Genomic DNA, 13,447 nt, shown 5'->3' with positions numbered 1-13,447 from the left:
TGAGGGTGTTTTAGGCTATTTTTGCAAAGGGTGGTTTTTTAACAGCCACTAAATAGCTTGCTATTCGCGTCGACTTATTCCTTGCATTGAATAAAAATGCAAGAATGAAATCCGATAACGATTTAATCAGCGCTTCCTTAGACGACAGGCGGCATATATACTCATCGCCGCGAAGCGGCGATACCACAACCCTCTGAACCCTTTGAACCTTCTGAACCCTCTGAACCCTGCCACGCAGTGGCTCCATGGGCAATCCACAACCCTCAGCCGCGGAGCGGCTGTCAAACCTTAAAACCTTAAGAATCTTCGGGACCGAAGGTTCCTGCCCCCTTCAATCCCCTCTGGACCTTGGGCCGCGAGACGGCCCGGATATAGTATAATGAAGCAAGTATATGATGGTTTCCTATAGTGAGGTTTTTTATGATATTCCGCTTGGTTATGCTCCTGCTTGGCTGGCTGGCGTTCCTTCTGCCCGTTTCGGCAGAGGCGCCGGTTCATCTGACAGTGCAGTTTCCCTACAGCCTGAACGGGTCAAAGGAAATCCCTGCCAGCGTTGGCAGTACGCAGCTCCTTTTTATTTCACTGGATCATTTCAACCACCCGGAAGAACGGGCTTCCGTCACTGTTTCCCTGCCTGAAGGCCTTTCGGCCAGGAGCGGAAAGGAATGGCAGGTGGAGGATGGAGACATCCACATGGAGCTCACCCTTCCTGCAGATTATGGCAATGTATTTGAGGTTATTCCGGTGGCCCTGTCTCCTTCCCTGCCGGAGGGAGAAGGCGCTCTCTCTGTCAGGGTGGCAGGGGAGGACTGGAGTCTTTCCAAAAAAGTGGATTTTGCCATCAAAGATATACCGGCAGAGGAAAAGGAGGCCGTTGGCAGGCAGGAATCCTGGTATATCCAGTCGGTGGTTCTGCCGGTGAATGAGCAGGGGGAGACCGATGCCCGCCTTTCGCCAAATACCATGGTGCTTCCTGATGTGACTTTGGAAAATATCAGGCACCGTCTCACCGGCGCCCCCATTGACTGGGCAGCGGTGCTGGATAAACCGGATACGTACCTGCTTTTGGATATGAGAAACCCCGGGAGGGATGTGCGAACTGTCCATTTCAAGGCGGAGCTTGTGGACCGGGGAAGCGGCGAAGTGAAGGAAGGGCTCATGTCGTCTTCTCCGGAAGAGGGAAATGTGGATTTGGATCATTCTTCTTCCACGGAAGCAGATTTTTCCCTGAATGGAGGGAAAATGCAGACGGCGGTGATTCCCCTCTATGCCAATTCTTTTGCCATGACAGAGGGGGACTATAATCTTCGCATTACCCTGTCGGATGGTGAAAATGAAAAATTGACGGAGATTCCTCTGACGGTGGTGAAGAACCGCAGCGCCGGACTTCTGTCCACTGCCATTTCTTCCTGCTGTCTGCTGCTGATTCTTCTTTCACTGGGGCGGATCAGAAAAACCATGATCCGTATCGGTGCCAGAGGCGACATTGCAGCCGCGCTCTTTGCAGCCCTGGCTTTTGGCGGCGTGGTGGTGCCGGTGACCCTTCTGGGAGATTTCCTTCATGTGATTCTCGGGCCCTTTTCCGGACTGGTGACGGGACTTTTAAGCGGCGTGGTGCAGTACATGCTCCTTATGTCGCTGCTCATTCTTTTCCGCCGTCCAGGAGTGACTGCCCTTTTCTACCTCATTCGCTGGCTGCTGTCGGCCATTCTCTTTGGTCGGGTAACGCCGGCAGGCATCCTTCTCACCGCTTCTTCCATTGCAGTGATTGAAGGAGCCCTTCTCCTGACTGGATTCTACAGGAAGGAAAAGCTCACTTTGGCCTATGGCCTTTTCATATCCCTTGTGATGGGTATCTGTGATGCAGGGCTTACTTTCATCAATATGCAGCAGCTCATGCTTTTTTATCGTCTTTATTATGCAGACTGGTTTATCGGTCTGTACATGGTGATTAACGGCCTTCTCTACAGCAGTCTGGGAAGTTTCCTGGGCTGGAAAACAGGAAGCCGCCTGAGGCAGGTGATGGGTTCATGATTCTTGATATACAGGATTTCTCCTGCCGATACAGGACAAGAAACAGGGATACCATCAGCCATCTTTCCTTTCAGGCAGGAGAGGGAGAAATGGTACTCATCGCCGGCCGTTCAGGCTGCGGCAAATCCACTCTCATTAAAGCGGTGACCGGGCTTCTGGAGGATGTGGACATGAAGGGTTCCATGACCCTCTGCGGCAGGGATATTTTTTCCATGACCGCCGAGGACATAGGAATCATGGCCGGTACGGTGTACCAGACTCCTGACGACCAGCTCTTTGCCATGACGCTTTCGGACGAAGTGGGATTTGCCCTGGAAAACCGGGGTGACAGTGAAAGCTGCATCCGAAGGGAAGTCTCCCTGGCCCTGGACAGGGTAGGACTTTCGGGCATGGAGGAAAGAAGCATTCATGCCCTTTCCGGCGGTCAGCGGCAGCGGCTGGCATTGGCTTCTATCCTTGTCACCCATCCCCGTCTTCTTATTCTGGATGAACCGGTAAGCCAGATGAATCCCAAGGGCGTCCGGGATTTCCTTAACCTTCTCCACAGCCTGAACCGGGAAGACCGTATGACCATCCTCATGGTGGAGCATAGGGTAAATGAACTGGCTTCCCATTTCCCAAGGCTCTGCATTATGGATCAGGGCCGCTTCATTTATGACGGCCCTACGGAGCAGGCGTGGAATGAAATGGGAGATACGGAAAGGTACGGCATACGGGAACCCCAGCTTGTAAAACTGGCCCGAAGGCTCCATCTGCCCTATGCTTCTTCGGACATGGAAACCACGGTGGCCGAAATCAAAAGGGCAGGGATTTCTTTTGCGTCCCATGTGCTTTCAAGGCGCCGTCCTTCCGGCGGGCCGGTGGTTCTGGAAGGAAGAAATATTCACTACACCTATCCCGAAGCCCCGTCGGAAACGCTGAAGGGGCTGTCCTTTACGGCAGGGCAGGGGAGCATTACAGCCCTTATGGGATTTAACGGTGCAGGAAAATCCACCCTTCTCAATCTGCTGGCAGGACTTCTGAAGCCGGAAAAAGGCGAGGTACTGATTGATGGAAAGCCGGCGGAGGAAGAAAGGTACCATGCAGGCTTCATGCGGCAGGAAGCGGATCTCATGCTGCTTACCGATTCGGTGGAAGAAGAACTGACCTGGAATAACAGGGATCTTTCGGAAGAGGAGCTGGGAGTGCTTCTTCATAAACTTCATCTGGCCCATTACCGTCATGATTTTCCTCTGGCCCTGTCCAAGGGGCAGCGGCTTCGGGTGGTTTTCGGTGCCCTTCTGGCCAGGAAGGACAACAGGCTCCTGATTCTGGATGAGCCTACCACCGGACAGGACCAGAAAAGCCTTCGGGATATCCGTCACATGCTCACCATGGCCGCTTCAGAGGGAAGAACTGTTTTCATCTGTACCCATGATATGGAACTGGCGGCGGATTTGGCAGAGGAAGTGTATCTGCTGAAAGAAGGACAGTTCATAGCCCACGGCAGTCCCCATGATTTGTTCAGCTGCCGCCGGCTCATGAAAGAAAGCGGCCTTGCCATGCCGCCTATGCTGGATGTTTCAGAAAAACTTTCCATTGAACCCTGTGTCACCATAGAGGAGGTGCTGGCCCATGTCGTTTCGACAGACCTTTGAAGGAGGGGACAGGAAATCGGTGATTTCCGCCCTGGACGGAAGGACCAAGCTGTGTATCCTTCTTCTATACGCATTCATGATGGTTATCGTGGATAATGCCCGCAGTCTGTTTATCCTTTTTACGATAACCCTGCTTCTCCACTTTCTGGGAAAAACGCCGGTACATAAATGGAAAATGCTTTCCATATTCCTGCTGCTGGGACTTTGGGGGTCCATTTCCAGCCAGGCCCTCTTTTTTGCCCAGAATCCGAGAACTCCGCTTTTTATGCTGATTTCCCCGAATTTTCCTTTTCTGGGCTCCCTTACCGGCGGTCTGTATATTTACCGGGAAGGCATTATTTATGGAGCGGTACAGGGCATGCGTACTGCCTCCATGATAGCCCTGGGGCTCCTTGTATGCTGGACCAGCGATCCCCGGGATCTTTTAAAGGGGCTCACATCCTGGCACCTGTCGCCTCAGGCATCTTTCATGCTGGTGACGGCCATCCGCTTTTTCCCCATCCTGGCGGCGGAGGCGGGAGAAGTGATGACGGCTCTGCAGCTCCGAAGCGGATCCAGAAGGGGAAGGCATGGCGTAATCCGCCATATTCCCTACATGATCAAGCCTCTTCTGGCCCGCTGCCTTCGCCGTGCCCAGACCCTTTCCCTCTCCGTCACCAGCCGCGGCCTTTTCCTGGCCAGGGAAAGGGAAGGAAGGCCCTGGGAGAAAAGGGAAAAGGGGGTATGTCTGCTGGCGGCTTTCTTTGTGGCGGGCTGCGGTATTTCCAAGATACTCTATGCCCTTTCCCTGAAAGGCTTTTATTTCGGCATGCTCCGAATGGTTTATGACTGGACGAAATTATACTTATGAAATCATGGAAAACGATGCTTCTCTTCCTCCTTCTGGCTTCCACCTGGGCCGTTCTTTTTCTGGTAACCGGCAGCAAAACGCCCTGGCAGATGTTTTCGCCTAAGGATAAAGATGCCGGCCTGGTGGTGCCGCTGGGGGAGATGGCAGGAAGAAATTATGACCGCATGGGATTTGATGGGGGCGTAGTCCTGTACACCCCTTCTGACGGCGGCTGGATGATCGGCACAGCCAATGGGGAGCTGCGCCATCTTTCAAGAGAAGGCAGTGAAAAATGGAGTCACTCTCTGGGAAATGGTCTCATCCGTGCCCTGACCCTGTCGGAGGACGGAAAAAGAGTGTATGCCGGTGAAAAAAGTCCCGACGGCTATCTCTATGCCATGGATGTTAAATCCGGCGACGTGCTCTGGAAATTCCGGGGCTTTGATGTCATCGGAGGAGAACCGGACATCCGGGCGGACCCTCAGGCCATCCATATATCCACAGATTATGAGGGAAATGTGTATGCTCTGTTTTACCGGTTTACGGTACTGGAAAACGGACAGAGAGGATATGTAAGCCGGGTGGTGTCCTTTACCAGGGATGGCAGGGAAAGATGGCGCTATCCGAAAGAAAAGCCTATGGACGCCTGGGTGAACTGGGGGGATGTGACCCCTGAGGGCGGCCGCTTTGCCTTCGGTACCGCCAATTATGATAAATCTAAGATAGAAAATTTGGAGTATAATAAGAATATATATGTACTTCAGGGAGAGACAGGGGAGCTGCTCCATGAAGTATCTATCCCAAAGGCAGCGCCTTTCCAATCCGTGCCCCTGCGAAACGGGCCGTCCTACTCCCGTGACGGCCGGTATCTTGCCGCCATGACCAGTGACGGCAGAGGATTTCTCTTTGACAGGGATGGCAGCCTTCTCTGGAAAAGGACTCTGTCGGAGGCTAAAGAAATAGGAGGCACCTGGTTCTTTGCCGCCGGACGGGACGCCATTCCCCTTGCTGACGGTGTGCTCTTTGATACCATCAATACCTTTAATAAGGACAACTGGCAGATGGCGGCACCGGTAATCCACCCCTCCAGCAACAGCCTTTTCTATTTTTCCCTGGACGGTGAATTCCGCTGGAAATATACAGCCCCCGGAGAAATCGAAGCGGTGAGCTGCGCCGACGGCCTTGCGGCCCTGGCTGTAGGGCGGAATGTGAGAAACCACGATTATGAAGCCCACGGGGCGGAAGCGGTTTCCCTTAAAGACGGCAGCCGTCTAGTCCGGTATCATACAAAAGGCCCCCTGCAGAACATAGCCATATCCGATGACGGTACCCTTATGGCAGGCATTGAAGTGCCGGCGGTTACGCCGGAAGGAAGTCTTCTGGGCGCCTACAGGCTTCATATATGGAAGACATAGGTGGCCGCCGCCTGCGGCGGCCATAAAGGAGATACTTATGATTACTCGATTTATGAAATACTACAGACCCTACATGAAAATCCTGGTGTGGGTCATTATCGGCACCTTTGCCATGGCGGGGCTGGATCTGATTTTCCCTATGGTGGTAAGGAACCTGATAAACCAGGTACTGCCGGAGAAGGATATGCACCGGCTTCTCTGGGGTTCCGGCATCCTTCTTCTTCTCTATATCATCAATTTCATCATCCAGTTCATGGTGCAGTACTACGGCCATGTGATGAGCGCTTCCATTGAGCATGATATGCGCCGGGATCTTTTCGGTCACATTGAAAAGCTGTCCTTCCATTATTTCGACAATGAAAAGACGGGGCAGCTCCTTTCCCGCATTACCAGCGATATTACGGAAATCAGCGAGCTTTCTTTCCGTGGGCCCAACGATGTGCTTCTCTGCGGCGTCATCATGGCAGGCACCCTGGTGGTCATGCTTCTGATGAACTGGAAGCTGGCCCTCCTCATCGGCGCCCTTCTGGTGGCAAAGGCCGTTCACACGGTGAAAATCAACAGGAAGATGAAAGGCGCTTTTCGCAGGAACAGGAAGATGGCGGGGGAAGTGGCGGCCAGGGCGGAGGAAAGCCTTTCCGGCATCCGTCTGGTGAAGGCCTTTGCCCAGGAGGCCTTTGAATTGAAAAGGTTTGAAGAGAAGAGCGTGGAACTGAGAAATACAAAATTTGAGTCCTACCGCCTTGTGGGTTATTTCTCCGGAAGTATCAATTTCTTTACCAACTTTATTAATGTGGTAGTTATCCTGGCAGGGGGCTGGATGATTACAAGGAATGAACTGCTCCTTTCCGATTTCGTGGCCTTCCTTCTCTATGTGAATATCTTCATGCGGCCCGTATTCCGCCTTACCATTCTGGCAGAGGTGTACCAGAGGGGCATGGCCGGCTTCCACCGGTTTGAGGAAATCATGCACACAGAGCCGTCCATTCAGGATCCGCCCCATCCCCTGGCTCTTGCCCATGTGAAAGGGGACATTGATTTCCACGACCTGTCCTTCGGCTATGAGCCCGGCAGGCTGATTCTCCATCATCTTGACTTTGATATCCCTGCCGGTAAAACTGTGGCTTTTGTAGGAGAAACGGGCGCCGGCAAGAGCACCCTGGTCAGCCTCCTCCTCCGGTTCTATGAACCGACTGAAGGCTCCATTACCCTGGACGGCCATAATTTGAATGAATTTGCCCAAAAGGATCTCCGACGGAAAATCGGCATTGTACAGCAGGATGTATTCCTTTTTGGCGACACCATTGCGGAAAACATTGCCTACGGCAGGGAAGGGGCTTCCATGGATGACATCCGCCGCGCGGCCAAACTGGCGGCGGCTGATGAATTTATCGAATCCCTGCCTAATGGCTATGACACAAAGGTAGGAGAAAGGGGCGTAAAGCTTTCCGGCGGGCAGAAACAGAGGATTGCTATTGCCCGGGTATTCCTGAAGAATCCGCCGGTGGTCATTTTCGACGAAGCCACCTCCGCTCTGGATACACAGACGGAAAAAACGGTGCAGGCTACCCTGGATGACCTGGCTAAAGACAGAACCACTATCATCATCGCCCACCGCCTCTCCACCGTGAGAAATGCGGACTGCATCTACGTCCTTGACCATGGCCGCCTCATAGAATCCGGCAGCCATGATGACCTCATCGCCCAAAAAGGTAAATACTATGAGCTCTATGAGGCCCAGAAGAAAAAGAAGAATGAGGAATAGGGGAACCGGCGGTGGTGCCATGCCGCAGCAGTGACAAGCCGGATAGGAAACTATTCGCAAAAAGTTTCCTGTTGGTGTGAAACACAGTGGTGCCAAGTCGAACGGGAACCTGTATGCGAAAAGTTTCCTGTCGCGGTGAATGGCAGAAGTGGCAAGTCGGACGGGAACCTGTATGCGAATAGTTTCCTGTCGTGGTGAATAGCAGTCGTGTCAAGCCGAATAGGAACCTATATGCGAAAAGTTTCCTGCTGCGGTGAATAGCAGCGGTGACAAGCCGGACGGGAAACCCTTAGCGAAAAGTTTCCTGCTGCGGTGAATAGCAGTGGTGTCAAGTCGAACGGGAAACTGTATGCAAAAAGTTTCCTGTCGCGGTGAACGGCAGCGGTGACAAGCCGGATAGGAAACTATTCGCAAAAAGTTTCCTGTCGGTGTGAAACGCAGTGGTGCCAAGCCGGACGGGAAAACCTTCGCAAATAGTTTCCTGTCGCAGTGAATAGCAGTGGCGCCAAGCCGAACGGGAAACTATATGCAAACAGTTTCCTGTCGCGGTGACTAGCAGTTGTGTCAATCCGGACAGGAAACTATTCGCCAAAAGTTTCCTGTTGGTGTGAAACGCAGTGGTGACAAGCCGGACGGGAAACCCTTAGCAAAAAGTTTCCTGTCGCGGTGAACGGCAGCGGTGTCAAGCCGGATAGGAAACTATTCGCCAACAGTTTCCTGTCGCGGTGAATAGCAGAAGTGGCAAGCCGGACAGGAAACCATTCGCCAACAGTTTCCTGTTGCGGTGAATGGCAGTCGCGTCAAGCCGGACAGGAAACTATTCGCAAAAAGTTTCCTGTTGGTGTGAAACACAGTGGTGCCAAGCCGGACGGGAAACTATTTGCCAACAGTTTCCTGCCGCTATGAATGACAGAAGTGGCAAGTCGACCAGGAAACCTTCTGAACATAAAAAGAATGCCAGGAAATATAACCATTTCTTGGCATTCTTTTTTCTTACGCTTCTACAGCTTTTCTGAGGGCCAGGAGGTTTTCTTCCGGTGCTTTGGGATTTACTACGCAGCCGGGGCCCAGGATGAGGCCTTTTCCGTCTACCTGGGAAATGGCATCTTTTACATGGGCTGTAATTTCTTCCGGCGTGCCGTCCAGAATGATGTCGTCATATTTAAGGACGCCGTCTACGAAGTAGGGGGCGGACTTGATGCCTGCCAGCAGGCATTTGTCCGTAAGGGCCCGGGCTTCCTTCAGGCTGGGCCAGGTGTGGCGGTCGTGCCAGTTAATGCAGTTTACGGGATAAGAGGCCACTTCATTGAAATAGATGTCCTCCCCGTGGATATGGACTGCATTGAACCAGGTCTTCTTTGCATAGGATTTGATGACCTGCAGATCATAGAACTTGCCGAATTCTTCAAATTCATGAAGGTTCATGACAGAGCGGGTGGCGTTCTGGGTGGCAAAGAAGAAGCCGTCCACGCCGGCGTCAATGTTATAGCCGATGAAATCAAGGGTGGTGGCGGTAATGGCGGCCAGGGCATGGTGAACGGAGGCAGGATAGTTGATCATATCCATAAGGAGACGGTCGCCGGCCATTTTCTTCAGCGTAGAGAAGGGACTGAAAATGGTCTGGATCACCGGTGTGCCGGGTTTTCTCCTCTTTACCAGTTCCCTGGCAAATTCAATCTGCTTGCCGTAGGTTCCCTGGATGGCAGGAATGGCCTTCAGCGTGTCATAGTCCGCAGGGCTTTTAATGGCAAAGTTTTTGACGATTGGTTCCCTGTATGGGTCGCAGTAAATGGTAATCTGGTTGCCGAAGTCCTGGGTGCTGTAGAGGCCGAAGGGCATCATTTTAATATAGTCAAAATCATATTTCTCTGTAAACTGCACTTCCGCTTCTGCCAGGGAAATAGGATCCTGGTCAAATTCAGACAGGTGCATCCAGGCGCCCACCGGCACATGGTCCACCTCTTGGCCCGCCAGGGCTGCCCTGATTCGTTCTTCTCTATTCATAGCAATCTCCTTTCAGAAACAGGATTATTTATTTTTTTTAATTATACCATAGGAAGGGGAGGGAAGATAATAAATGGAAATAGGGGAGTGGAGAATGGGAAATAGGGGAGTGGAGAATGGGGAATGGGGGAGTGGAGAATGGGGAATGGGAAATGGGTAGTTTCTTACTGCCTTATTGTCCTCCGCTTGCGGGGGAAGGTGGTGCCGCAGACACCACCTTCCCCATCTTGTCAGTCCCTTTCTAAAAAAGGTATAATACAGATACAATCAAAGGCGGTCAGGTTATGAATATATATAAAGACAGATTATGGCTGGCCCTGCTTACGGGGATAGTTTCTCTGTGCATGGGCTTTTCTGAATTTTACACATGGCGTATCGGCTGGCATCCCGGCTCTGTTCCCTGGAACAGGGAGGCGCTGCTCCATGGTTCTGACGCGGTGGGGGTACTGGCCCTTTCCGTTCTTACTTTTGTCGTGATTTCTCTCTTCATGAAGTATGCCGGCAGTCTTTCTTCCTTTTCGGAGAAAATAGGGGCAGAGGGCAGTCCCCTGGAGGCTCCCTTTGCCTTCATCATGGCTTTTCTGCTTCTGGCATGGATGCCTTTTTTTCTTGTGTTCTACCCGGGGACAGGCATGAATGATACCACCGATATTATGCGGGCAGGCATATGGGCCACGGGGCAGCATACTTTTATTTACTGCATGTTTATTTACGGACTCACCCAGGCGTCGGATATGCTTTTCCACACCACCTCCTATGGTCTGGCAGCGGCGTCGGTGATTCAGATGCTTCTCTTTTCTGCAGGCATTGCCTACTGCCTGTCCTGGATTTACAGGCGGACCGGCAGGCTTTGGCTTACCTCTCTTCTGACTCTGTACTATGCTTTCCTTCCCCTTATTGCCAATATGTCCTTTTCCAATGTGAAGGATGTGCTTTTTTCAGTTACCATCCTTCTCTGGGTGCCACTGGTCACTTCCTTTGTGTCCGGATACAGGGAAAATGCATGGGAGTCGAATAAAAGACTTTTCATTCTGGCAGGTCTTTGCATGATGCTTCTTAGAAATAACGGGATTTACGTGTTTGTGGTCATGCTTCTTTTTCTGGTATGGCTTATGAAGGGAATCCGCGTGAATCTTCTTCTCACCGGACTTGTGATGATTGCCATTGCAGTGACTCCTGATGTGGCTATCAAGCAGATTTTAAATCTACCCCAGCTTTTTCAGGAACGGGTGGGTATTCCTCTGCAGCAGTTTTCCCGGGCCGTGGCGGTGGGGGTGCCGCTGACGGAGGAGGAAAAGGCCTATTCCGTTAAGATGATGATTCCCGGTCGCATTGCCAAATGGTATGACCCTTTCACCGTAGACCTCATTAAGTGGAACAGCGATTTTGATTTCTACTATTTCAACAGCCATCCCGATGATTTCTGGAAAAACTGGAAATCCCTGGGGAAGCGGAACAAAGAGGTCTATGTGGAGGCCTGGCTTTTTGCCACCTACGGCTATTGGGCTTTTCCTGCGCCTGATGAAATGACCCAGTCCCGCTTCGGCTGGGCTTTCTCTGAAAGCGACCTGAAGAACGGTTTAAGCCCTGACCATAACAATGCCTATAAAACGGCGGATATCCATACCTTTTTTAAAAAAGATACCCAGGAGAAGCTGGGTACTTTCATGTGGAACCACAGCCGCTACTTGGGAGCCGGCACCTGCCTGTGGCTTACTTTGTGCATGGGCCTCCTTCTTTTCTACAGGCGGCAGTACAGCCGGTTTCTGGTGCTGCTTCCGGCCTGCCTTCTCTGGGGCACTCTGATGATTGCCACGCCAGCGGCTTTTGTATATCGCTATGTCTATTTCTTTCCCCTCTGCATGCCCTTTTTCCTGCTGCTTCCTTTCCTTCCGGAAGGTAAATACGGCAGGACGAAATGGGCGGACACGGTGGTGTTAAAGGGGAAACCGATACAGAATTCCATGCTTTCAGAAGGGCAGAAGAATGACGGATATACACACTGGAAGGACTAAGGAAGCACTGATTCATTCATAGAATCTGCTTTTATAAGAATTTTTTTGCACTGCTTCGTCATGGGACTCCTTAAATAACTGCTGTTTCCTTTCCTGCTCCTTTCATTACTTAAAATTTTATGAATAAAAGCAGATAGTGATTGAATCATCGCTTCTCTGGGGAGAAATCAATGAAACTTTTCCGCTGGGACAGGGCCTGCCGGGCATCCATGGTATTTTCCTTCTTTCTTTCGCCGGCAGCCTGGTATACCTATAAAATCGACAGTATGGGAGAAAAGGTGACAGAGGCCGGACAGGCCATACTGACCGGCCATGATGGCTGGGTGCTGCTTCTTCTTTTTCTCCTCTTTTCGGCGGTGCTTCCGCCTTTTGCAAGGCTGTGGCTTACTCTGCCCTGCCAAAGTGAAAAGGGAGGGGAGAGCCCGTTCTTCCTGCCGGCCTTTCTTCTCATGGCCCTGTGGCAGGTGCCCTTTCTTTTGGCCCTTTATCCGGCTCCCGGCATGAATGATACCCTTTTCATGATGGAAAATCCTCTTTATGCCGGCGTGCAGTTTCCCTGGCTCTATTCTCTCCTCTACGGATATGGATCCATGGCAGGGAAGTATCTCTTCGGCAGCCGGGAGCCGGTGATATTCCTCTTCTCCCTGGTGCAGCTTCTTTTGTATGCCTGGGGCCTTACGAAGATTGTGTTTTGGGTATACCGGCGGCACAGCAGGTATGCAGCCATACCTCTTTACTTCTATTTCCTGCTGCTTCCCATCATAGGAAATTACGGTATGGCCGCTGTAAGGGACGGCCTCTTTTCCCTCTGCCTTGCAGGATTTATGGTTCTCATGACAGAAGAGAGCTGGGAAAAAAGGGAATACATTTTCTTTTCTCTTCTGTCCCTGGGGCTCATGCTGCTTCGAAGCAACGGCGTTTACATTGTATTTTTTCTTATGGCAGTTTCCTCTTTTTACAGGAAATCCTGGAAAAAGCCGGCGGCTATTTTTATCATCTGCGCCCTGGCGGCCATCCTTCCCGGCCGCATGATTCTGTCCTGCCATCACTGGGAGCCCCTTTTCCAGGAAAGCATGGCCATTCCCTTGCAGCAGATGGGGAGGGTGCTTGTTATGGGAGGAGAGAGAAGCGATGAGGCCGCTCTCCTTATGAACCATCTTCTTCCGGAAGAAAAATGGAAGAAGGATTATTCTCCTGCCACCGTGGATTTTGTGAAATGGGACGATGATTTCAGGCGGAATGACCTGAACCGGGAGAAGGCTGCCTTTCTTAAGGCCTGGATAGACACGGGCCTTAAGAATCCGAGGATATATGTAGAAGGCTGGATGACGGAAACCTACGCCCTGTGGAATCTGGATCCCCTGGAACATGGTGTACAGTCCCGCTTCGGCTGGGCCCTGTCTGACGAGAACACGAAGAACATGAAACCTTCGGACAATGATATGCTGGCTTTGGGAGATTTCCCCATGCCCTTTGGGCTGAAAGCATTTCTTGGAAATTATACCTATTCCGGAAGCCGGTTTCTGGGAAGCGGGCTCTGCCTGTGGATTACCCTTTTCTTCTGTCTCCTCTTTTACCTTAGCGGCAGAAGGAGACTCATTTTGGCAGCCCTTCCTCTTCTGGCGAATACGGCCACCCTTCTTCTTTCTACGCCGGCGTCGGCGGTGTTCCGCTATTCCTTCGCCTATGTTTTGGGGCTGCCCCTGCTTCTGATTCTTTTCTTTCTCAGGGAAGAAATCTGATTTCCC

8 protein-coding genes are annotated in these 13,447 nt (G+C 51.7%); 7 read left to right on the top strand and 1 reads right to left on the bottom strand.

The window, feature by feature from the left end:
* Positions 1-420: 420 nt before the first annotated feature.
* Genes Q0482_RS00670 through Q0482_RS00650 form a run of 5 tightly spaced genes read left to right on the top strand, consistent with a single transcriptional unit; the run spans position 421 to position 7,680 of the window.
* Positions 421-2,034: a hypothetical protein gene (locus Q0482_RS00670; RefSeq protein WP_299142146.1), complete on the top strand. Its 1,614-nt coding sequence runs from the start codon at positions 421-423 to the stop codon at positions 2,032-2,034.
* A complete protein-coding gene (locus Q0482_RS00665) occupies positions 2,031-3,671 on the top strand; it encodes an ABC transporter ATP-binding protein (protein WP_299142143.1) in 1,641 nt (546 codons plus the stop codon). Before Q0482_RS00670 ends, Q0482_RS00665 begins: the two co-directional genes overlap by 4 nt.
* Positions 3,649-4,521 carry an energy-coupling factor transporter transmembrane component T gene (locus tag Q0482_RS00660; RefSeq protein ID WP_299142140.1) on the top strand — a complete coding sequence of 291 codons (873 nt, stop codon included), beginning with the start codon at positions 3,649-3,651 and terminating at the stop codon, positions 4,519-4,521. Before Q0482_RS00665 ends, Q0482_RS00660 begins: the two co-directional genes overlap by 23 nt.
* On the top strand, positions 4,518-5,915 hold the full coding sequence (locus tag Q0482_RS00655) for a PQQ-binding-like beta-propeller repeat protein (RefSeq protein ID WP_299142138.1): 1,398 nt from the start codon (positions 4,518-4,520) through the stop codon (positions 5,913-5,915). Before Q0482_RS00660 ends, Q0482_RS00655 begins: the two co-directional genes overlap by 4 nt.
* Positions 5,916-5,952: 37 nt before the next feature.
* On the top strand, positions 5,953-7,680 hold the full coding sequence (locus Q0482_RS00650) for an ABC transporter ATP-binding protein (protein WP_299142135.1): 1,728 nt from the start codon (positions 5,953-5,955) through the stop codon (positions 7,678-7,680).
* 993 nt (positions 7,681-8,673) lie between these two features.
* Here Q0482_RS00650 and Q0482_RS00645 read toward each other — a convergent pair.
* Positions 8,674-9,684, bottom strand: coding sequence for a uroporphyrinogen decarboxylase family protein (locus Q0482_RS00645; RefSeq protein WP_299142132.1), 1,011 nt, complete (start codon positions 9,682-9,684; stop codon positions 8,674-8,676).
* Between the two features lie 284 nt (positions 9,685-9,968).
* On the opposite strand from Q0482_RS00645, the gene Q0482_RS00640 reads away from it, so the two are divergent.
* Positions 9,969-11,699: a DUF6020 family protein gene (locus Q0482_RS00640; protein WP_299142129.1), complete on the top strand. Its 1,731-nt coding sequence runs from the start codon at positions 9,969-9,971 to the stop codon at positions 11,697-11,699.
* A 170-nt stretch (positions 11,700-11,869) separates the two neighbouring features.
* Positions 11,870-13,441, top strand: coding sequence for a DUF6020 family protein (locus Q0482_RS00635; protein ID WP_299142126.1), 1,572 nt, complete (start codon positions 11,870-11,872; stop codon positions 13,439-13,441).
* Positions 13,442-13,447: the final 6 nt, after the last annotated feature.

This window comes from uncultured Dialister sp. (genome assembly GCF_937959425.1).
GTDB lineage: Bacteria > Bacillota > Negativicutes > Veillonellales > Dialisteraceae > Dialister.
Note: the sequence above shows the minus strand (reverse complement) of the source record. Positions and strands in the feature narration are given on the sequence as shown.

Bases quoted from the DNA above. Each gene is read 5' to 3' on its own strand.
- Q0482_RS00650 (WP_299142135.1), top strand. From the start codon at position 5,953: ATGATTACTCGATTTATGAAATACTACAGACCCTACATGAAAATCCTG.
- Q0482_RS00640 (WP_299142129.1), top strand. From the start codon at position 9,969: ATGAATATATATAAAGACAGATTATGGCTGGCCCTGCTTACGGGGATA.
- Q0482_RS00660 (WP_299142140.1), top strand. From the start codon at position 3,649: ATGTCGTTTCGACAGACCTTTGAAGGAGGGGACAGGAAATCGGTGATT.
- Q0482_RS00655 (WP_299142138.1), top strand. From the start codon at position 4,518: ATGAAATCATGGAAAACGATGCTTCTCTTCCTCCTTCTGGCTTCCACC.
- Q0482_RS00635 (WP_299142126.1), top strand. From the start codon at position 11,870: ATGAAACTTTTCCGCTGGGACAGGGCCTGCCGGGCATCCATGGTATTT.
- Q0482_RS00645 (WP_299142132.1), bottom strand. From the start codon at position 9,684: ATGAATAGAGAAGAACGAATCAGGGCAGCCCTGGCGGGCCAAGAGGTG.
- Q0482_RS00670 (WP_299142146.1), top strand. From the start codon at position 421: ATGATATTCCGCTTGGTTATGCTCCTGCTTGGCTGGCTGGCGTTCCTT.
- Q0482_RS00665 (WP_299142143.1), top strand. From the start codon at position 2,031: ATGATTCTTGATATACAGGATTTCTCCTGCCGATACAGGACAAGAAAC.